At 42.9% G+C, this 21,012-nt stretch carries 16 protein-coding genes and 2 tRNA genes; 6 read left to right on the forward strand and 12 right to left on the reverse strand.

Annotated features, from left to right (window positions below; translation table 11 throughout):
• Positions 1-59: 59 nt before the first annotated feature.
• The 8 genes from pth to ACS8FA_RS16195 all read right to left on the reverse strand — a co-directional run bounded on the left by pth (position 60) and on the right by ACS8FA_RS16195 (position 7,370).
• Positions 60-641, reverse strand: a complete 582-nt coding sequence (pth, locus tag ACS8FA_RS16160) for an aminoacyl-tRNA hydrolase (RefSeq protein WP_101205142.1) — start codon at positions 639-641, stop codon at positions 60-62.
• A gap of 175 nt (positions 642-816) precedes the next feature.
• Positions 817-1,497, reverse strand: coding sequence for a 50S ribosomal protein L25/general stress protein Ctc (locus ACS8FA_RS16165; RefSeq protein ID WP_057758040.1), 681 nt, complete (start codon positions 1,495-1,497; stop codon positions 817-819).
• 421 nt (positions 1,498-1,918) lie between these two features.
• Positions 1,919-2,866, reverse strand: a complete 948-nt coding sequence (locus ACS8FA_RS16170) for a ribose-phosphate pyrophosphokinase (RefSeq protein ID WP_057758042.1) — start codon at positions 2,864-2,866, stop codon at positions 1,919-1,921.
• A 109-nt stretch (positions 2,867-2,975) separates the two neighbouring features.
• A tRNA-Gln gene (locus ACS8FA_RS16175) sits at positions 2,976-3,051 on the reverse strand.
• 240 nt (positions 3,052-3,291) lie between these two features.
• Positions 3,292-3,367: transfer RNA gene (locus tag ACS8FA_RS16180), tRNA-Gln, on the reverse strand.
• Positions 3,368-3,534: 167 nt separating this feature from the next.
• Positions 3,535-4,500 carry a 4-(cytidine 5'-diphospho)-2-C-methyl-D-erythritol kinase gene (gene ispE / locus ACS8FA_RS16185; RefSeq protein WP_439264083.1) on the reverse strand — a complete coding sequence of 322 codons (966 nt, stop codon included), beginning with the start codon at positions 4,498-4,500 and terminating at the stop codon, positions 3,535-3,537.
• Positions 4,501-4,590: 90 nt separating this feature from the next.
• On the reverse strand, positions 4,591-5,223 hold the full coding sequence (gene lolB, locus ACS8FA_RS16190) for a lipoprotein insertase outer membrane protein LolB (protein WP_439264085.1): 633 nt from the start codon (positions 5,221-5,223) through the stop codon (positions 4,591-4,593).
• 191 nt (positions 5,224-5,414) lie between these two features.
• Positions 5,415-7,370, reverse strand: a complete 1,956-nt coding sequence (locus ACS8FA_RS16195) for a tetratricopeptide repeat protein (RefSeq protein ID WP_439264087.1) — start codon at positions 7,368-7,370, stop codon at positions 5,415-5,417.
• 551 nt (positions 7,371-7,921) lie between these two features.
• On the opposite strand from ACS8FA_RS16195, the gene hemA reads away from it, so the two are divergent.
• The 4 genes from hemA (at position 7,922) to ACS8FA_RS16215 (ending at position 12,024) form a co-directional block, all read left to right on the forward strand.
• A complete protein-coding gene (gene hemA / locus ACS8FA_RS16200; protein WP_439264089.1) occupies positions 7,922-9,334 on the forward strand; it encodes a glutamyl-tRNA reductase in 1,413 nt (470 codons plus the stop codon).
• A gap of 362 nt (positions 9,335-9,696) precedes the next feature.
• A complete protein-coding gene (locus ACS8FA_RS16205; protein WP_439264091.1) occupies positions 9,697-10,833 on the forward strand; it encodes an aminotransferase class V-fold PLP-dependent enzyme in 1,137 nt (378 codons plus the stop codon).
• Between the two features lie 235 nt (positions 10,834-11,068).
• Positions 11,069-11,506, forward strand: coding sequence for a YeeE/YedE family protein (locus tag ACS8FA_RS16210; RefSeq protein WP_165597767.1), 438 nt, complete (start codon positions 11,069-11,071; stop codon positions 11,504-11,506).
• Positions 11,507-11,604: 98 nt separating this feature from the next.
• Positions 11,605-12,024, forward strand: coding sequence for a DUF6691 family protein (locus tag ACS8FA_RS16215; RefSeq protein ID WP_439264093.1), 420 nt, complete (start codon positions 11,605-11,607; stop codon positions 12,022-12,024).
• A gap of 207 nt (positions 12,025-12,231) precedes the next feature.
• Here ACS8FA_RS16215 and ACS8FA_RS16220 read toward each other — a convergent pair whose 3' ends face one another.
• Positions 12,232-13,896 (reverse strand): AMP-binding protein, encoded by a 1,665-nt coding sequence (locus ACS8FA_RS16220; RefSeq protein WP_439264095.1) that lies wholly within the window; start codon positions 13,894-13,896, stop codon positions 12,232-12,234.
• A 403-nt stretch (positions 13,897-14,299) separates the two neighbouring features.
• On the opposite strand from ACS8FA_RS16220, the gene ACS8FA_RS16225 reads away from it, so the two are divergent.
• Positions 14,300-16,435: a 2,4-dienoyl-CoA reductase FMN-binding domain-containing protein gene (locus ACS8FA_RS16225; protein ID WP_439264097.1), complete on the forward strand. Its 2,136-nt coding sequence runs from the start codon at positions 14,300-14,302 to the stop codon at positions 16,433-16,435.
• Positions 16,436-16,527: 92 nt separating this feature from the next.
• Here ACS8FA_RS16225 and ACS8FA_RS16230 read toward each other — a convergent pair whose 3' ends face one another.
• The 3 genes from ACS8FA_RS16230 to ACS8FA_RS16240 all read right to left on the reverse strand — a co-directional run bounded on the left by ACS8FA_RS16230 (position 16,528) and on the right by ACS8FA_RS16240 (position 19,269).
• Positions 16,528-17,490 (reverse strand): hypothetical protein, encoded by a 963-nt coding sequence (locus ACS8FA_RS16230; protein ID WP_439264099.1) that lies wholly within the window; start codon positions 17,488-17,490, stop codon positions 16,528-16,530.
• Positions 17,491-17,570: 80 nt separating this feature from the next.
• Entirely contained in the window at positions 17,571-18,575 is a 1,005-nt protein-coding gene (gene lplA / locus ACS8FA_RS16235) for a lipoate--protein ligase (RefSeq protein ID WP_439264100.1), read from the reverse strand.
• A 280-nt stretch (positions 18,576-18,855) separates the two neighbouring features.
• The gene (locus ACS8FA_RS16240; protein WP_238051353.1) at positions 18,856-19,269 is read right to left on the reverse strand and encodes a hypothetical protein; all 414 of its coding nucleotides are present in this window, start codon (positions 19,267-19,269) and stop codon (positions 18,856-18,858) included.
• Positions 19,270-19,874: 605 nt separating this feature from the next.
• Here ACS8FA_RS16240 and ACS8FA_RS16245 point away from each other — a divergent pair.
• The gene (locus ACS8FA_RS16245; RefSeq protein WP_201606938.1) at positions 19,875-20,804 is read left to right on the forward strand and encodes a DMT family transporter; all 930 of its coding nucleotides are present in this window, start codon (positions 19,875-19,877) and stop codon (positions 20,802-20,804) included.
• Positions 20,805-21,012 lie beyond the last annotated feature (208 nt).

A 21,012-nucleotide genomic window follows, 5' to 3' on the forward strand; every position in this document is an offset into this window, starting at 1 on the left:
AAAAGGTTAATGGGGATAAAACTGCCAAAATAAAAGGTCATTATCATTGAACGACTATATTATTCTGGTAGTTTAAAGCCATTGATTTGTGAACGTGCTTTTTCTACATCACCATCTAACAATAATGGGAGTGCTTCAAAAGCAGCTGTCAGCGCGCTATCAATCGCAATCTGCTCATCAGGAGATGCTTTAGAGAGAACGTGTCCACTAACTTTAGACTTGTGACCAGGATGGCCGATACCCACACGCAGGCGATGAAAATCATTGCCAATATGCGGCGTGATATCACGTAGGCCGTTATGACCACCATGTCCACCGTCTGTTTTGAGTTTGATACTACCAGCTGGAATATCGAGCTCATCATGAGCAATCAACAATTCATCATTTTTGATGCCATAGAAATTTACCATAGGCACCACTGACTGACCAGATTTATTCATAAACGTCAGCGGCATAAGTAAACGCACATCAGATCCATGAATCTGCCCACGCCCTGTCACTCCATGAAATTTCTTATCAGGGGAGAGCGTGATATTAAACTGTTGAGCCAAATGATGGACAAACCAAAATCCTGCATTATGACGCGTAAACATATACTGCTGACCAGGATTACCAAGACCGACAATAAGCTTTATGGCCATAAAAACACCCTGCTTGAATTTGATAAATAGGGGTAAGGATTGAAGTACTGATAGACAGTTTATTTTCAAACCTTACTTACAAAAACAGCAGGAGATTTTAATCACCTGCTGTTTTATTGACTAAACGAATGTATCACTAACCAGCACAAAATAATGCACTAGTTAGAAACAGTTATTACTCGCTGTCTTTGTTTTCTTCAGTACCGTCGTTTTGCTCAGTTGCTGGTACTTCATCAGCATCAACGTCAGCATCAGCATCAACTTCTTCTACTGTTGGTGGCTGCATGTTAACGATAGTACGGTCATGGCCGTCTTCTAGCTCAAGCTCATGAATAACAACGCCTTCAGGAAGTTTGATGTCTGATAGACGGAACAAATCACCAATTTCCATGCCAGACACATCTACTTCTAGGTATTCAGGAAGTTGTGATGGTAAGCAGATAACTTCGATATCAGATACTAGAGTAGATAGTACACCAGCAGCAGCAGTACCAGGCGCATCTTCACGACCAGTGAAATGAACAGGAACGTTCATGTGGATTTTCTGACCTTTTACAATGCGCTGGAAATCAGCATGCATTGGAAAGCCTTTAGCTGGATGGCGCTGCAAGTCTTTGATAACTGCTTGATGCTCTTCACCGTCAACGTTGATAGTCAAGATGTGTGAGAAAAACGCTTCGAACTCTAGTGATTTTACTAATTCGTTAAGCTTGATAGAGATAGCTGTTGGCTCTTCGTTACCACCATAGATGATAGCAGGAACTAGGTTCTGCTTACGTAGGCGGCGGCTCGCACCTTTACCTTGTAGTTCAGCAGCACGATCAACGGCGTTTAGTTCAAAATGATTAATGCTCATGGATATAATCCTATAAAAAAAATGATGAAGTGTCTGGTCATAAAAAAGTGGATTTGCGACCAATCCACTAATACGTGATGATAGCTAATATTATGGTTACGAATAAAACTCGTAATGTCTAAGCTTAGCCATTTGCTTATAGCAGCGCTCGCTACGATAATTACCATAACGATGGTTGCTGTTAAGCATGATCAGCACTTTTGATAGTGCTGGCCTAATAAAAACAACGAAAAGGTCAGCACAGGCGCGCATTATACGTGATTCTGTAGCAATAATAAAGACCTACGCAAAACGCCTACACAAAACAAAGCGCCAAGTAATGATACTTGACGCTCTGTTTTTTAACTATTCAAGATGTCTTACTACAGTCATTGCTACTAAAAATTACTGCAATAACTGTTTTAAAAATAACTGTATCAGGTTAAGCGTCAAACATCGCGCTAATAGATTCTTCGTTATTGATACGGCGTAAGCTTTCAGCAAGCATTGGTGCGATGCTGACTTGACGGATTTTGCTACAGGCTTTGGCTTCAGCAGATAGTGGAATCGTATCGGTCACAACCACTTCATCTAATGCAGATTCGCTGATGTTTTTCAGTGCGTTACCTGATAGGACAGGGTGCGTGATGTAAGCCAAGACGCGACGCGCACCATTTTCTTTCAATGCTTCAGCTGCTTTACACAATGTACCTGCAGTATCGACCATATCATCAACGATAACGCAATCACGGTCACGAACATCACCAATGATATGCATTACTTGTGACTCATTGGCACGAGCACGGCGCTTATCAATAATTGCCATGTCGGTATCGCCTAACTGCTTGGCCATCGCACGTGCACGAACCACGCCGCCTACGTCAGGTGAAACAACCATGATATTGTCATAGTCTTGCTTTTGTAGGTCGTTTAGCAATACAGGTGTGCCGTAGATGTTGTCTACAGGGATATCAAAGAAACCCTGAATCTGATCTGAGTGCAAATCAACAGTCATTACGCGATCGATACTGACGATGTTTAACATGTCAGCGACTACTTTAGCCGAGATAGGTACACGAGCTGAGCGTGGACGACGATCCTGACGAGCATAACCAAAATACGGCATTACAGCTGTAATACGGCCAGCACTAGAGCGACGCAAAGCGTCAGCCATCATCATGATTTCCATCAAGTTGTCGTTGGTCGGTGCACAAGTAGGCTGCATGATAAACACATCTTTACCACGTACGTGTTCTTTGATTTCCACGGCAATTTCGCCATCAGAAAAACGCGTGATGTCAGCTTTACCAAGAGGTATGTGAAGATGATCGGCTACGGTTTTTGCTAATTCTGGGTGGGCATTACCCGTAAAAATCGCCAAATAAGGCATGACAGAAGTCCTATTGATTGACTCAAGCAGCGACCGCTAAGCAGTGTCAAACTGCTCAAATTAAGAAAAGAGTGGTGAAGGTGTTGAAGTATACTATTACAGTAAAAAATGGCAGGGGTAGCTGGACTCGAACCAACGGATGTCAGGATCAAAACCTGATGCCTTACCAACTTGGCTATACCCCTGTAATGTCTAGGCTATGAACAACCGATATTTAATAGCGACTAAGTAGTCGTTCTTAATATAGTGTCATGACCTGTCAGTTATCTAAAAAACGGATAAACCGTTTAAAACATAACTTTTCCCTAGCGGTGTCCATTGCGAACTATACCGAAACTGGGATAACGTTGTCAATGACAATAAGATAAGTGGCTGTCTATAAACCGCTTATACTCGATGTATCTCTAACGCTTCGTACTAAAAAATGGCAGGGGTAGCTGGACTCGAACCAACGGATGTCAGGATCAAAACCTGATGCCTTACCAACTTGGCTATACCCCTATTGTGGCGACCTATTATAAGTAAATTTTCAGATTTTGCAAGTCATTTGCTGCTTTTTCTGGTATTTATTCATCATAGGTTACTGCTGGCGCTATTTTAGCAAATTAAAATCGGCAATCCTACCACTGTCATTATTTAGATGATAAAAAATCTAAAGGTTATATGTGCTATTTTAAGTTTCCAACGATATATGCCGTACAAGGCGCATCTGCAATCCACTTCGCCACAAGCTTTTCATTAGTAGCCACACTCGCATCCAACGGCAAAAACACGGCACTACCAGAGCCAGTCATTCGTGCTGTGCCGAGTGTTTGCGCTTCTAACCCCTGTAGATAACTTAAGGCATCTGCAACAGCAGGAGCAAGGATTGTGACCACTGGGGTAAAGACATTATGATAAGGCGTAGTGAGCGTTTGTACATAGTCAGCGTATTGGTTTTGGATAGTTGCAACCGATAGGGGTGCGATATCTCGCTGTAGTTTAGGATGGGCAAATAGTTTGGCAGTATTTACATGAGCGTTAGGCGTTAAGATTAAATATTGCTGGTCAGGCAACTCAATCGTAGTCAGTTCTTCACCAATTCCCATGGCAATAGCGTCTTGCCCAAAGATAAATATCGGTACATCCGCACCTACAGTCGTGCCAATCTTTATGAGCTCAGCACAAGTAAAGTTAAGCTGCCAAATCTCATTGAGCACTAGCATAGTCGTTGCTGCATTAGATGAGCCACCGCCTAACCCTGCACCCATTGGCAAGTGCTTGTCTAAAATGATGCGCACTTGTGCTAATTGCTCAGGTAAAGTGTTTGACTGTATGGCAAATGCTAGCAATGCGCGTGCCGCTTTGAAAATTAAATTGTCTTCTATATTAGTAGTGATAGCCTCTGCACTATCTAGTATCAGTAGCTGATGACAGAATTGGTTAGCACTTAATTCACTAGCTATAGTAGAAATCACAGCATCATCACTGACCGAAAAATGCAAGTAATCGCCCCAGTCAAGCAGGCGAAATACCGTTTGCAAATTATGATAGCCGTCGGCACGTTTACCCGTGATGTGCAAAAACAAATTGAGTTTTGCAGGTGATAAACGAGTAATTTTAGAAGCGAATGATGAAGCTATATTTTCAGTCATATTTTTTTATCATAAGGTGCAGTTATAAACAGCTATTTTAATTAGCAATAATGATTTTTAGCGTAGTTCATATCATTAATCAATGATGGATTAATGATTAATCGTCATTACAACTTTGTTGCCTTGTGGTTGTACTGCGCTAATTTTACTAGGTAGCTTATCCGTACCTTTATAAGTAAAGCTGGCTGTCCACTCACCATTGACTGAGCTAACTAAACGGTTCTGATCATCCATTTGTGGTGCGCTGTCTGAAGGTGCCGGGCGACCAGAAATCCAGTAAGGCATTTGTGAAATTGGTGCTTGCCAACCAGTGGCTTTCTTTAGCAAGGTTTCGGGATCATCAGCGGTCAATGTACCTGTCTTTTCGCTAACTAGAGTAGCGGTCTGACCATTGTATTCGATGTTGGTTTTACCAATACCAAGTGCGCCAATCAGCTCAATGGCAAATCGGTCATTTTGCTGACCCCATGCATAGAACGCACTACCACCTTGGGTACCGGTCGAATCATTCGCAGGCGTCGTTACCCCAATTTTACCGGTGATATTGAAGCTCTCTAGCTTTTTTGGTTGTTCAGCGTTTTGGCCTTGTATAGTCGTCGTCGGTTGGTTAGTTGCGTTGGCCGTTTTTAATGACTGACAGCCAGAGGTTATGACCATTGCTGCAGTTATAGCAGTGAAAAGAGCCAGTTTATTTGGTTTAAAAGAAGTGATTAATGCTGACATAATGGTTTCTCAAAATGGAAAGATGAACAAAGATATTAGCTTAAGCGTTATTTGTTGCTCGGTTATGCACGGCTGTTAGCTTCTTATAATGACCTTGTAATTTATAAATGCTTCGTTATTTATAAAAACCTTATCAACTATCATATCTCTGTGACTACAAAGCTCAAATAGCACATACAAAATCAGCGATATTAATACAGCTGTATGCGGTCATTGATATTATGCTGTCCGAATGAGAAGCGTTGCTGCAAGTCGGCGAGTAACGCCTCAACTTTGTCATTGTTACCTAAGCCTTGATAGGCGCGCAATAACAGCGTGCCTGAGCGCAGAGTTGGCAGCACATCATAAGGTGTCTGTAGATAGTCGATGACCTGCTGATAGTTCTCTTTGGCCAATGCATTACCTGCCAAGACATTTAAGGCTTGCAGATGTAGGTCGTTATCATAACGTGGGTCATCATAGCGAATCTGAATAATTGCGGTAGCTAGTGCCAAACCTTGCTCTGAGCTGCGCTCATTTGCCAGTAGCAACTGTGCATAGCTCAACTGATAGGATAAGTTACTAGGATCTAAAGCCTGCAAATGGTTGAGCAGGGCGCGCTTAACGACATAGTCTTCTTTATCATCTAGCAGCTGAGCCCGTGCAAAGAGTAGCATCTCATTGTCAGGATATTTACGAGCGGCACGAGTTAGTAGACGCAGTGCTTCATCAGATTCGTTTTGTTGCCACAAGATATCGGCTTGCATGACAAAAGTGTCAGGCGCGAATACTGTGAAGTCTTTGCGCAGCTTCTCTAACGTCGCGATTGCCCCATCGACATCGTCATCGAGTAATTCAAAAGCCACTACTTTTCTACGTGCTTCTAATACCAAATCCTCTTGCATGACGCCATTGAGATAGGTTTTGGCTTGATCAAATTGCTGCTGCCGCTCGGCACTAATACCAAGATAATAGTAGGCTTGGTCAAGATAAGCTGGACTCTTAGCAAGCATATTGAGTAGCTCATCGGCACTAGCGTACTCTTCAATATCTAGGCTTACTAAAGCTGCGAGCAGCGTAATCTCAGAATCATCATTGAAACGGCTATGCGCTTCAAGCAGTAATTTCCAAGCTTGCTCGCTTTGTTTTAAATCTAATAGATAACGAATTTCGTATAAATATAAGCTTTTGCTATCAGGATTGCGTAGACGAGCTTGACTGACATAATTGATGACAGTCTCTGCGGTGACGATTTTGCGCAATATGTCGGCCTTTAACGTAATAAAGGGCACATAGTCAGGCTGACGATCTAAGGCACGGTTGATATGTACGATGGCGACTTCAGGCTCATTAAATTGATAGAGTAAACCCGCTTTTAATACAGACAGTGAGGCATTTTGCTCGCTATCTAGTGGCTGCAATGCGGCAAGTAGCTCGCGTTTGTCATCGTCATTGTTCGGATAAATACCGATAAGGATTTCGCTTAAGTCCGCACGCGGATCATAACGCAAGATGCGATTTAGAGTCTCACCCGCTAAGATATAATCATGGGCGCGTAAGGCCAAATGTGCGACATAAAACCAAGCAGGTACGTGATCAGGGTTTTGATCTTGCCATGTTTTGGCAAATTGCAAAGAGTCTTCAACCCTTTCATTACGCAGAGACAGGCTGAGTGCTCTCTCAAACACCGCTGTCGCATCTTCTTTAAAAGACTGTTGCTTATAAATAGAGACCGCGCGTCGTTTGTCATCGCGATCGGCAGCAAACTCGGCATCCAGTAGAGCGTATAAGCTTGGTTCACTAAGCTCAGGCTGCCATAAACTGGCTGGCGCTAAGCCATTAATATTTTTTACGTTTTCTATAGTTAGCGTATCTTCATTATAAGGTGTATCAATCGCGGCATTACTATCATTTACTTTATTGCCATTTAGCTTATTGTTAGCTGCTTTATTCTCAGTAGCAACGGATACCTTAGGAATCTTTGTTTCTAGCAATACATCGGGGTGGCTAGCATGAACAGGGGCTGCCAAACACAGGCACACGGCTAGAGACAACGCTAGCTTATATCGTTGACATAGGCGCTCAATAGCGACATGCAATAAAGCACGGAAGCTAGAGTATTCGCTATAGGGATGTGGTGACCGAAGTAATGACCCAAAAAAAATCATAGATAGCCGTATTCGCCCATGGTTTACCTACACAGATAAGGCAAGTTTGTTTTAATCATTTTACGTTAGATATTGGCAATATGTACCCATGACAAGCATTATAAGAGTAGACCGATGAGATAAACAATAGCATCCGTGTTACTCAGATATTGGCAGGTCTGGCTGTATGAGTATGCTACTAGTAGCGAGTACGTTGCCAAAGAACGATACTGAAGATGATTAAATATAGATAGGTCTGTCGAAATGAATATTATAGAAATATAACAAGTTAAGATAGAGTAAGCGAATGATTTAACGTTATATTATTGACCATAAGTCAAAACCCAGCTATTGATTTTATAAATCGTATGAGTAGTTGATTTGTTACATTTGCGACCAGATACAGAGATATGGTCATCATAGATGGGTGAGTGTTAATTAAAGCCCGCAATAATGATATAATAGGCGGTTTTTAGGGTCTTCCTTTTTAGCGCTGTCGTCAAAAACTGTCTTTTAAAAATAATAAGATAGCGTAAGGGGCAACTGAGCGTCATGTTTATGGTCTATCGATAATGAGATTAGTGGTCATTGGGGTCAATCACAAAACTGCACCAGTCGCTCTGCGAGAGCGCTTGGCGCTTGTGGGTGACGATGTAAATGTCGCGCTCAAACAAATAGAAGCCTTTACTGATGGTAGCGTGATTGTCTCTACTTGTAACCGCACTGAAATCTATGCGCTAGTGCCGCACACTTCAACGTCGCAGCATGTTAACGGCCAACTATCTGACTCACAATTATCTAATGTGCAGGATGTCAAAGCTGCTGATCAATCATCATCCAATAATACTTTTAGTAGTAGCATGAATATCTCGTCTGCTTCGATTAGTGCGCATATTACCAAAATCAAAACGTGGCTGGCTGACTTCAAGCAATTGCCACTCGTTGATATTGATCCTTATCTCTATGTACATCGTGATACCCATGCATTGACTCATTGGTTAAGAGTAGCGGCTGGTCTCGATTCTATGATACTGGGCGAGCCGCAGATTCTCGGGCAAATCAAAAACTCTGTGCATCTGGCTCAAGACCAAAAAGTACTCAGCAATCAGCTCGGCTGGATCATCGATCAAGTATTCGCTGCTGCCAAACGAGTGCGTAATGAGACGCAGGTTGGCGCACAGGCCGTATCGCTTAGCTTTGCCGCAGCTAAACTGGTCACTCAGATATTTGATGATTTACCTAGTCGTACTTTACTGGTCGTTGCGGCAGGTGAGATGAATCGCTTAGTTGCCACTCATATCGCAGGGTTAGGGGTCGGACGAGTCATTATCTGTAACCGTAATCCCGAACGTGCCGAAGCATTAGCGGCTGAGCTACGTGGCCCTAATCGCCGCGTAGACGTTAGACCCTTACAAGAGTTACCGCAAGTATTGGCGGAAGCCGATATCGTTAGTAGTTGTAGTGGCAGTATGGATTTGTTGATTGATAAGACAATGACCATACAAGCGCTAAAACGTCGCCGTTATCAGCCAATGCTTATGATAGATCTGGCCGTACCGCGCGATATCGATTCGACCATTAGCCGTATTGATGATGTTTATCTGTACTCTGTCGATGATTTGCAGCATGTGATTGCAGGTAATATCGAGCAGCGTCGCCAAGCCGCAGTGGATGCTGAGCTGCTAGTGAGTCAATTGGTGGTTGAGATAGATCGCCGCTTTCAGGTTCGCCAAGTTGGCAAAGACATTCAGCAGTATCGTGCGTGTACTCAAGGTCAGGTGGATAAGCTGCTGCATGAATCTATTGCTAAGCTGCAACAAGACGATGTCAGTCCAGAAGATATCATCACTGAGCTGTCAAGACGTTTGACTCAAACACTGACCCATGCACCATCGAAACTGATGCGCAAAGCCGCACGCGAAGGCGATAGTGAGTTGCTAGACTTCGTAGTGTCAGGACTACAAGATGCTCATCGAGGGCATTGATGCTTTCATCGTGGCTTTATAAATCAAAACTTATCAATCAATCAATACCTACCAATAAATGCTCGATAGCGCAAGTCATATCGTTGCCTGAGCGTATCGTTGTCAACCTTCAGTATCAGTGCTAATATCAAGCTCTCATGGATGGCTTAGGTCAAGATATGTGCTGGTGTTTGCTCGTAATATGACTACAAATATATTAACTTCACGTTAGTAGACCTCATCAGTGTCCGTTGTTTTTTGTTTGTTTAAAAATAATGCATCTCTAGACAGCGCAAGATCTCACCATCAAAAATAATAGTACTTGATTATAGTGCTATCTAATCCATGTCGCATATTATCTAACCATACACTAGGAGTGTTCAATGCCTGCATTACGTCAAGATATCGATCCAAACGGCTTATTAGAGTATTCAGTGGTTTACACCGATCGTGCGCTGAACCATATGTCAAAAGCCTTTCAGCAAGTGATGAACGACCTATCTAGTGACCTAAAATCTGTGTATAACGCGGACACCGTGGTGATCGTTCCTGGTTCTGGTACTTATGGTATGGAAGCAGTCGCTCGCCAGTTGGCAAATGATGAAGACTGCCTAATCATTCGTAATGGCTGGTTCAGCTATCGTTGGACGCAAATCTTAGAAAAAGGCAAAATCGCCAAGTCATCTACAGTGCTCACGGCCAATCGTGCTGATGATAGTGAGTCGCCAAAGCCGTTTGCTCCAGTCGATATCGACGTTGCTGTAGCTAAAATCAGAGAAGAAAAGCCAGCAGTTGTATTTGCGCCGCATGTCGAAACCTCATCGGGTATCATCTTATCAGATGACTATATCAAAGCGTTGAGCGAAGCTGTGCATAGCGTCGGCGGATTGTTAGTCATTGATTGCATCGCTTCAGGCTGTGTATGGCTAGATATGAAAGCATTGGGCATCGATGTGCTGATTAGCGCACCGCAAAAAGGTTGGAGCAGTACGCCGGGCGCTGGTTTGGTCATGTTAAGCGACGCTGCTGTCAAAAAAGTGGACAGTACTGAGTCTGATAGCTTTAGTATCGACCTAAAGCAATGGTTGAATATCGTGCGTGCTTACGAAAATGGCGGTCATGCATACCATGCGACTATGCCGACAGACAGCTTACGTCAGTTCCGTGATGCCGTGAATGAAGCCAAAGCAATTGGTTTTGATAAATTGTGTGACGCGCAGTGGGCACTTGGCAAACGTATCCGTGAAGTATTAGAAGCCAAGGGCGTTGAGAGCGTCGCTGCCGAAGGTTTTAAAGCACCTGGTGTGGTCGTCTCTTATACCGATCGTGATGACATGCATAAAGGTAGCGCGTTTGCTGAAATCGGAGTGCAAATCGCTGCTGGCGTACCATTAAAAGTGGGCGAGCCCGATAACTTCAAAACTTTCCGTTTGGGTCTATTTGGCTTGGACAAATTAACTGATATCGATGGCACAGTAGAGCGTTTTGAAACGGCACTTGATAAAGTGTTAGGCCAGTAAAGATACCAATTAAGAGGGCTGATAAAGATAGTAATGTGATAGCTTATTAAGTCTTTTTCACTGCCCCTTTTAAAGCCTTTGCAGGGCAGTCTTTACAGTTATAAAAAATACTGAACCATTAGTGTCATGCTAGGTTCAGTATTTTTTTACCTTTTTATTATATTTTATAATATAATGTATTTTTATGAATTAATATTCAAATACGTATTGAATAAACTTAATTAGGTAGCCCGTTATGAGCATACAAATAGACTGGCAAGCATTTACGCCGATCTCCTTAGTTGGGGGTCTAATGCTAGGCGTAGCGACGGTTATCTTACTGCTAGGCATCGGCCGTATAGCAGGTATCAGTGGTATTTTTTCAAGCCTACTAAAACCCAAACGTGTAGAGATGTGGCAGGTGCTCTTTATACTGGGTTTGGTCATTTCACCACTGCTATATCAGTTGGCAAGACCGCTACCTGAGGTAGCTATCAGTACTTCCGTGCCATTATTGATTGGTGCAGGGTTACTGGTCGGCTTTGGCACGCGCTTAGGTTCTGGATGCACGAGTGGACATGGTATCTGTGGTAACGCACGGCTGTCTCCACGGTCATTGGCAGCGACTGTCACCTTTATGCTGTTTGGGATTGTGACCGTTTATATCGGTCGTCACGTACTAGGCCTACTATAGCGAACTCATGGCAGATTGCCAGATGAAGACTGATGGTCGGACTCATACGCGAACGACATATGATGGTTAATAAAAGATAATAATAGCGAGATACGACGATGCTAAAAAATATAATCGGATTGCTAGCAGGACTGCTGTTTGGACTGGGACTACTGGTGTCAGGTATGAATGATCCTATAAAGGTACAAGGGTTTTTGGACGTATTTGGTGCATGGGATATCTCCCTTGCTCTTGTGATGGGCGGTGGTCTGATTGTCGCTTTCTTCGGTGTACGATTAGCAAAGCGTCAACAAAGCAGCTGGATTGGTACACCGATTGATATGCCAAGCAAAACTGTCATTAATAAAAAGCTGCTGATTGGTGCGATGTTGTTCGGTATCGGTTGGGGGTTGGTTGGTATCTGTCCAGGACCAGGAATCGTCTTGCTCGGTACGGGGCAGTGGCAAGCCTATGTCTTTATTCCTGCCATGATTATAGGAATGCTAGTTTATCAATGGCTTGAGCCTAAGCTTGGCTGATATAGTTAGTTCTCTATAAATTGGATACGGTGTCAGCCTCGCTTAGTCTACTATTTGTAGTACTTTCACTTGGCTTCCTTGTCTCCAAATTATATTGAACCAACTATAGTATAAATAGGCTAGCACTCGAAAAAAGGTCAGTCACTTATACGTGATTGACCTTTTTTATGAATATTAATTTGTGACAGGATTTAATATATTGTCAGATCATTTAGCACTGGCAGTTACTTTTGGCGTTTCGTGTGCCAACGATTTAGCCGCTTGGCGTAGCTCAAATTTTTGCACTTTACCGGTACTGGTCTTCGGTATTTCTGCAAAGACAATATATTTCGGCACTTTAAAACCTGCTAGGTGCTGACTACAATGTTCCATCACCGTATCACGTTGCAGAGTACTACCGGCGTGAATTTCGATAAAGGCGACAGGTACTTCGCCCCATTTGTCATGCGGCGCGGCGACGACAGCACAGCTTTCAATCGCAGGTAATTTATACAAGACGTTTTCTACCTCGATACTAGAGATGTTCTCACCACCTGAGATGATGATATCTTTGAGTCGATCCATAATTTTGATATAGCCATCAGGATATTTGACGCCCAAATCGCCTGTACGGAACCAGCCATCAGCGAATGCCTCTTCGGTAGCCTTGCGGCTTTTTAGATAGCCTTTCATCACCATATTGCCACGTAGCGCCAGCTCGCCCATCTCTTCCCCGTCAGCGGCGACTGGTTCAGTCGTACCTTGCTTAAATACTTCAAACCCTGCCATCAAGTGTGACGTTACGCCTTGACGTGATTTCTTTTGGGCACGGGTAGCTACATCAAGCTCATTCCATTCTTCCTGCTCAGCGCAGACCGTCACTGGCCCATATACTTCAGTGAGACCGTAGACATGCGAGATATGAAAGCCCATTGCTTCCATTGCAGCCAGCATGGTTTCAGACGGCGGTGCACCCGCGACCCAACCTTTGACCGTATGGGTGATAGCTTCTTTATACTCTGGTTTGCCGCCAGCAATCATATTGTGCACGACTGGCGCAGAGCAATAATGGCTAACTTGATGCTTGGCAATCAGCTGCAATATCAAATCAGCATCAATTTTTCTCAAGCATACATTGACCCCAGCACGTTCAGCGATGGTCCACGGAAAGCACCAGCCGTTACAGTGAAACAGCGGCAGCGTCCACAGATACATCGGGTGCTTGGGCATGTCCCAATCTAAAATATTAGAAATAGCATTGAGAGTTGCGCCGCGATGGTGATAGACCACGCCTTTGGGCTTGCCTGTCGTCCCAGAAGTATAATTCAGCGCAATGGCGTCCCACTCATCTTTCGGCATCTCCCAATTATCCAAACTGTCTGAACTGGCTACCAATGCTTCATAACTCATGAGCCCAAAACGCTCGACATCGACAGCCTTGTCCGTTGAGTGAATGACGATTAAGTCTGGAAAAGTCTCATCGATGATTTCAGCATGTTCAGAAAACTCGCTATCTAAGATTAAAACCTTTGCTTCGGAATGCTGCAAACAAAAGGTAAGTGCATTGATATCAAGGCGCGTGTTCAAAGTACAGAGTACGCCGCCAGACATAGGAACACCAAAGGCGCATTCGACCATGGCTGGCGTGTTCGGCAGCATCACGGCTACGGTGTCGTTTTTGTCAATACCCAGTTTGCGCAGGCCATCAGCCAGTTGGCGACAGCGAGTATAAGTCTGTTGCCACGTCTGAGTCAGGTTGTTGTGTTCTAGGTCGTCATAAATGATGGCAGTCTTATTAGGATAAACTTGCGCGCTGCGAATGATGAAATCAATAGGGGTAAGTGGTTGATGGTTGGCGGCATTTTTGCCGAGACCTGTATGGAAATCTGTCATGATGATAGTCCTTTATCGTATTTCTATAATGCGTCAGTACATTAACGTCAGTATATTATTTAGTACAGTAATCTAGCATAGAAATTATAGGTATAAGTCGATATTTATCGATTTATACCTTAATCTAATCTCTCAATGATATTAAGTTAACGGTATATAATCTACCTCAAAAGTTGGCTGGGTTTTGTGGTGTTTGCTTAACCATGTGCCACAGTACAGCCTGATACACAGTCCTGCTCGTTATAGCAATTAATATAGTGCTCACTCATCAGTCGCTTGTCTGCATAGCTGACAATAATCGCGGTGTGTTACGATATCGATGATGCTAAACCCCTTAGGCCCACTAATTCTAAAAAGCCGTTGTTAAGAAGTAGCCTCATAAATTATTCATAAGGAAAATGATATGTCTGCCAGCCATAGTGCCAACACGATCCAAACCGCTAGCACCAATGAACACTATCCGTATCTATTTGAGCCGCTAGATTTGGGCTTTACTACGCTAAAAAACCGTCTGGTTATGGGCTCAATGCATACTGGGCTTGAAGACCGTTTTTATAATTATGGCAAGCTGGCGGCGTATTTTGCAGAACGTGCCAAGGGCGGCGTGGCAATGATGATTACTGGCGGTATCTCGCCTAACCGCGAAGGTTGGTTGTTGCCTGCTGGCGGAACGATGAATACTAAAGCTGACGTGATTAATCACCAGCGTGTCACCCGTGCTGTGCACAAGCACGACAGCAAAATCATCATGCAGATATTGCACAGTGGTCGCTATGGCTATCATCCTTTTGCCGTATCCTCTAGCCCGATTAAGTCACCAATCTCACCATTTAAACCGCGTAAGATGAGCATCAAAAACATCGAGCAAACGGTAAAAGACTATGCTCGCTCAGCCAAACTTGCCAAGCAAGCAGGCTATGATGGCGTTGAAATCATGGGTTCTGAAGGTTATTTACTCAACCAGTTTTTATCAAGCCATGTGAATAAGCGTAAAGACATCTATGGTGGTGATATTCATGGTCGTATGAAGTTCGCTGTCGACGTGGTCAAAGCGGTACGTGAGGCGACTGGCGAAGACTTTATTATTCTATTCCGTTTATCAGTGATTGATTTGGTCAAAGACGGTAACGTCATGGATGAAGTCATTACCGTGGCCAAAGCGCTAGAAGAAGCGGGTGTGACTATCATGAACACTGGTATCGGCTGGCATGAAGCGCGTGTGCCGACTATTGTGACGAGCGTGCCACGAGCCGCTTTTGTTGATTTCACCGCTGAAATCAAAAAGCATATTAGTATCCCGATGATGGCGGCCAACCGTATCAACATGCCAGAAACAGCAGAAGAAATCGTTGCGACTGGTCAAGCTGATATGATTCAAATGGCGCGTCCATTCTTGGCTGATGCGCATTGGGTCAATAAAGCTAAAAATGGTCAGACAGATCGCATTAATACCTGTATCGCTTGTAACCAAGCCTGCCTCGACCATACGTTCGAAAACAAACGCTCGACTTGTTTGGTCAATCCGCAAGCTTGTTATGAGACTGAATTAGTCTACAAGAAAACCAAAAAACCGAAAAAAGTCGCCGTCATCGGTGGCGGTGTTGCTGGTATGTCAGCCGCTCATGTGGCGGCTTTACGTGGTCATGACGTGACTCTGTTTGAAGCTAAAGACGTGCTTGGCGGACAGTTTAACTACGCCAAAGTCATCCCTGGTAAAGAAGAGTTCTTTGAAACTATTCGCTACTATATCAATGAGCTTGAGCATCTGGGTGTTGAGATTAAACTGAACACCAAAGTCGATAAAGACATGCTCGAAAAAGCCAAGTTCCATCATGTCATAGTGGCAACGGGTGTCGTACCGAGGAGTCTAGAAGGTAAGCTCGAAGGTGCTGAGCTGCCACAAGTCATGAGCTATGCTGAGCTTCTGTCTGGCGAAAAAGCAGTGGGTAACACAGTAGCGGTCATCGGTGCTGGTGGTATTGGCTTTGATGTAAGTGAGTATCTGACAGCCAATCATGGTAAGTCACTGGATGAGATCGGCCCTGAGGGACTAAAAGATCCAAGCTATCGCCCTGAGCCACAGTCAATCAATGAGTGGCGCGAAGAGTGGGGCGTGACCAATGATACCGACTATCAAAGTGATGGTGGTCTGGTCAGACCAGCAGCGATTAAGCCGATTCGCCAAGTGTATTTAATGCAGCGTAGTAAAGGCCGTCTGGGCAGTGGTCTAAACAAAACCTCAGGCTGGGTACATCGTGCGCATATCAAATCTCACGGCGTGATCCAAGTCGCAGGCGTGCAATATGACAAAATCACCAACGAAGGTATCTGGGTAACTAACCCACAAGGTCAAAGCCAGTTATTACGTGTCGATAGCGTCGTTGTCTGTGCCGGTCAAGAGTCAGTCGTTGAGCTAATGCCAAACGTTGGTGATGCACCAGACGCGCAATACCATCTAATTGGCGGTGCTAAGCTCGCTGCTGAGCTAGATGCCAAACGTGCGATTCGTGATGGGGCAGAGGTTGCAGCAGGGATTTAATGGTTAAATAAGAAGTAATTATGAGGCGGTAGGAATATTATTTCCTGCCGTTTTTTTTGCTTTTTCCCTGAAATGATCGTCATAAGTATATTCTATTCAAAAATTTCTATATTGTAACCAAATGCTAGCAGGTGTTGCAGCTCCATTTGTTCAAAATTTTGAATGGGAGAGTTATTGTGTTGTAAGAGTTGATCAAAGAAACTATTTCTACACACTTTATACCTTTGCTTGTATGATCTTTCACGGCATCTAAAATTACTTTCAAGTCTCATGTTCTCAATAAAATCAAGAATAAAAGCTTTGAATGTTTCACTGTTTGAACAAACATCTGAATCCATTGAACTTATTTTAAATTTAAATTTTATTAGGTAATTGTCATATGTATCTGTCGTTGAACTACCGATGACCTCAAAACTAGTAATTTGCATATAATGTAAATTATCAATTTCTATAAGGCTCTTTACATCTACAAGTCTACCCTCGCCTCCAGTATTATTTATTTCCATGGAAACGATGATCTCCGTCAATGCGTAAGAATTTTTTTCGAAAGGCAATAATTCTATAGATTCTTGCAAAAGATCAATTTCGTTTGAAATTTGATTTTCTATGTGTAAGATACTAACCACGAAAGTATGTATTTGGAAAAGGTTGAAAATTGGTATTTTTGCTTTTGCCTCTAATAAGTACAGATTAAACTGTTCTTCACTAATTTTGAGTTGAGATTTTAGTGCTTCTGACTGCTCTTTAAGCGCTATTTCAGAACCTTGCTGAGCTTTAATAGATTCTTTTAGCTCAAATCGCTGTAATTTAAGCTCCTTACTTTGTATAAGGTAAGCTTCTATAAACCCGTAGAAAGCTAATACAGAAAATATGCCTGACAAAAATGCACCAATGTCACCAAGTGATAGGGAATGTACCGTATTATCAGGAGAAAAATTTAGCCAAGAAGAAAAAATGATTCCACAAATAAAAAGCCAGCTTATAGCAATGAATTTAGCTCTCTTCGGTATTTTTATTTTTAGCTCATTATCTATAGAGTCTTGATTGTCCGACATTGTCAGTCACCTTAATAGGCCAGTTATAAGGGAGTATAAATATATATTTCATAAGAATTTTAAACTATCAACTCTGCAATCTAACCTTCCATCTCACTAACTAACCACTGCTCAAAATCATTCACCTGCGCTGCCAATTCAGGTTGCGCTTTTGCTAGCTCGGCAAGCGCATCTTGAATCTCTTTCTTGTTATATTTAACACTCGTCAATGTCTCTTTGAGCAAATCAATCAGCTCAATATTTAGCGCATCAGAGAAGATGACAACTTCGGTGATCATCGCCTGCTTCACATCCATATGCACATCCATCATGCCCCAATCAAAGCGCGTCTCGATATGATGGGTGAACTCAGGCGTTTTACCAAAGCGCCAATCCCAGTCTGCCATCTGCTGATAGTAAGCGTTTAGCGTGGGCTGCTTAGCAAGACTGGCTTCATCTAATTGCTCAACTGGCGCAGTCTCTCCGTAATGTTCGCAAAACGCCTCAATAATCGCATCAGAGAGAGTTTCATGATTGATAGTCTCATTAAAATCCACCAAGTTTGCGACGCGTGCGCGCACAGATTTGATGCCTTTTGCTTTTAGCTTTAGCGGATGCGGGTTTAGATAATCGCCAAGCTTTTGCATGTTGGCATTGACCAGCAATGTGCCATGATGAAAGCTGCGATCGGCGGCATGTCTAAATGCGCTGCCCGATATTTTGCGGTCGCCGACCTGCATATCGTTACGACCAGACAGCGTGGCGTCTATGCCGAGTTTCTTAAGCGCATTAATGATGACGGTGAAGTTTGCTTCTTGGTCGTAAGCATCACTGGGTGATAAAAAAGTAAAATTGGTATTGCCCAAGTCATGGAACACAGCACCGCCGCCACTCTGACGCCGCGCTAAAAATACATCGTCTGCTTCCATCTTATCGGTTTTGCACTCTACCCATGGATTTTGCGAGCGTCCAATAACCACGGTTTCAGAGTTACGCCATAAAAATAGGGTATGAGAGTCGGGGTTGAGCGTATTAAATATCCAATCTTCGGTGGCAAGATTAAACCAAGGATTGGTCACAGCAGATTTTAGGATGCGCAGTTTCATGTATTTGACTCGTTAATAGACTGGGTTATTGAGCAGGTTTTATAAATAGGTAGCACCATTCTTACCGATGCAAGCTTGTAATTCAATGGCTGTCTAACAGGGAGGGGGATTTTATCAGTGGCTTTGACAGTGGTGAAGACGTTGAGTATATAGAGAAAACGGTGAGAAAATTTCACAGAAGAGGGCGATAAGGTTGATGTTTCAGTTTTTAGCGGGCGGAAATAAAAGCCAAGCAAAACGCTCAGCTTTATTGCACTATAAATTGCCAGAGTACTTTGTTCTATTTAGCACAAATCTCCCACTGCGATTTTGTACTAAGATAACATTGCATAACTGCTTTACCAGACTGCGCATAGGCATCACTGACGATACGCTGATTGGTTGGCAGACGATATCTGATGATCGCTGGCTCGTCATTGACGGTGGTCGTCCATCCAGTCACTTCATTACGGTCATTATAGTTTGCACTGGTAGAGGTCGCCATTTTGCCAAACCCTGGCAGGTTATAGGAGACCTGTCTAAAACTATAACTCATCGCTGCACCCTCAGCGCCCTCATACTGACAGTTTAGCTTTTTTTGTAGTTTATCTTGTTTATAAACATAGCAAGTGGTCTCATCTGAGAACTGACCAACCCCGCAAAAACCTGCCGTTGCAACTGATATCATACCGACAAATAACGCTATCCTTTTCATAATCATTCCTCAATAATTTATAAATCCTACTAATGATGTTTGCCATCTATTTTTTGTATTGCCAAATACTAACCAATACCTTTTAGATAGTAGAAAATTAGTGAACAAATATCAACTAATATATTTTGAGAAAATCTTGAATTGATTTATCAGAGCTACTTTTAACAACAGTATTATTAAGAGTAGCTGTTATAGGGTAGTGCTATAAGCAGGATTTACTATGACCGTGGATCTGTTTTTATAGGTATTGAACGGATGACTTACTTAAGGGTGACTTTGGAGTTCTTTAGTATGTGAATAGAAAGGTGCTGGGATAGGCTAAAGTATAAGAAATATAGGATAGGCGCTGCTTACTGTATGGTGCTCAATAAAAGGGATTTGTCCAAATTTACAGATTATCAAAAAGGTGAAAATCTTAAAACTGTGCTAAAAAAATCAATAAGTGGATAAAAACTCACTATAAATTTTATAAAAAATTACCCATCAAACAATTAAAAAGTTATCATCATGAGTTTTTAATCACATGATAATTTTTACAACGCATCAGACGCTTATGACCGACACGAGTTGGTAAACGCAGTCTAAGCGCTTAATAGGATTACCCAATGACCAACCGTGACCTCATCATCTTTGTGACGCTCTCTTTTATGTGGTCACTCTCTTTCGTTTTTTATCGTATTGGCGTGCCTGAGTTTGGCTCATTGGCATTCGCCAGCTTGCGTGTGATATTCGCCGGATTGGTCATGTTGGTCTTTGTATTGCTCAATAAGAAAAACAGAGTAGGCATCAAGGAGCATTGGAAAATGCTAGCGCTCGTTGGCTTGTTTTCAGCAGCGCTGCCTTTTGTGTTGTTCTCGTTTTCCGCGCAATCAGTGAACGCAGGCGTGCTAGCCGTGCTAAATGCTTCTGTACCGATGATGAGTGGTTTTATCGCTAGAGTCTTCTTTAAAGATAGGCTATCGAAAAAACAAGCACTCGGTTTGGTCATTGGGGTGATTGGGGTAATCATACTGATGAGCGAAAGCTTGTTTGGTGGCGGCGAGCCAGGCAAAGGATTGGTCGAAGGGCTACTACCAATGGGTTACGCGCTACTAGCCTGTGTGGGTTATGCGCTTGGGGCCAACATTACCAAGAACTATCTGTACGAAGTATCGCCAGTCGCTATCACTGCAGGCTCGCTCATTATCGGTAGTATCATTATGCTGCCTGTGGCTTTTAATGAGTTCCCTTATGGCAAAGATATCAGCATAAAGGCATGGGTTTCGGTGATCTGTATCGGTGTGTTTTCAACCGCCATTGCCCTTATTTTTATGAATCAGTTGATCAAAAATATTGGGCCAACGCGTGCCACGAGTATCACGTTAGTCATTCCAATTTTTGCGATTATTTTGGGCTATCTATTGCTTGGCGAGGCGCTAAATATACAAGCCATCATTGGTTCGATTGTGATATTGATCGGCACGTATTTGTCATTAGAGCTGTCAATTAAGAAAATGCTAAAGCCAAAAGACAAGACTCAGATGAACAGTATTTAAGGCTTAGTAAACAGTCTTCGTAGTAAACGAGTACGGAGATTTGTATAGGTGAATGTTGTTGTATCTGTTTGTAAATATTGCTTGGAATAATGAAATCTGTTCCCTATAAAGGTAGGCGCTAAACGTAGATTTACTAATGATATTATAAGTTTTTCTAAACAGCATTCGATAATAATTAGTATGATTGATGGTTGCTATAACTAAAGAT

This window comes from Psychrobacter sp. 1Y1, from assembly GCF_051847395.2.
Lineage (GTDB): Bacteria > Pseudomonadota > Gammaproteobacteria > Pseudomonadales > Moraxellaceae > Psychrobacter.

Coding starts and splice junctions, on each gene's coding strand:
- pth (WP_101205142.1), bottom strand. CDS start 641: ATGGCCATAAAGCTTATTGTCGGTCTTGGTAATCCTGGTCAGCAGTAT.
- ACS8FA_RS16165 (WP_057758040.1), bottom strand. CDS start 1,497: ATGAGCATTAATCATTTTGAACTAAACGCCGTTGATCGTGCTGCTGAA.
- ACS8FA_RS16170 (WP_057758042.1), bottom strand. CDS start 2,866: ATGCCTTATTTGGCGATTTTTACGGGTAATGCCCACCCAGAATTAGCA.
- ispE (WP_439264083.1), bottom strand. CDS start 4,500: ATGACTGAAAATATAGCTTCATCATTCGCTTCTAAAATTACTCGTTTA.
- lolB (WP_439264085.1), bottom strand. CDS start 5,223: ATGTCAGCATTAATCACTTCTTTTAAACCAAATAAACTGGCTCTTTTC.
- ACS8FA_RS16195 (WP_439264087.1), bottom strand. CDS start 7,370: ATGATTTTTTTTGGGTCATTACTTCGGTCACCACATCCCTATAGCGAA.
- hemA (WP_439264089.1), top strand. CDS start 7,922: ATGAGATTAGTGGTCATTGGGGTCAATCACAAAACTGCACCAGTCGCT.
- ACS8FA_RS16205 (WP_439264091.1), top strand. CDS start 9,697: ATGCCTGCATTACGTCAAGATATCGATCCAAACGGCTTATTAGAGTAT.
- ACS8FA_RS16210 (WP_165597767.1), top strand. CDS start 11,069: ATGAGCATACAAATAGACTGGCAAGCATTTACGCCGATCTCCTTAGTT.
- ACS8FA_RS16215 (WP_439264093.1), top strand. CDS start 11,605: ATGCTAAAAAATATAATCGGATTGCTAGCAGGACTGCTGTTTGGACTG.
- ACS8FA_RS16220 (WP_439264095.1), bottom strand. CDS start 13,896: ATGACAGATTTCCATACAGGTCTCGGCAAAAATGCCGCCAACCATCAA.
- ACS8FA_RS16225 (WP_439264097.1), top strand. CDS start 14,300: ATGTCTGCCAGCCATAGTGCCAACACGATCCAAACCGCTAGCACCAAT.
- ACS8FA_RS16230 (WP_439264099.1), bottom strand. CDS start 17,490: ATGTCGGACAATCAAGACTCTATAGATAATGAGCTAAAAATAAAAATA.
- lplA (WP_439264100.1), bottom strand. CDS start 18,575: ATGAAACTGCGCATCCTAAAATCTGCTGTGACCAATCCTTGGTTTAAT.
- ACS8FA_RS16240 (WP_238051353.1), bottom strand. CDS start 19,269: ATGAAAAGGATAGCGTTATTTGTCGGTATGATATCAGTTGCAACGGCA.
- ACS8FA_RS16245 (WP_201606938.1), top strand. CDS start 19,875: ATGACCAACCGTGACCTCATCATCTTTGTGACGCTCTCTTTTATGTGG.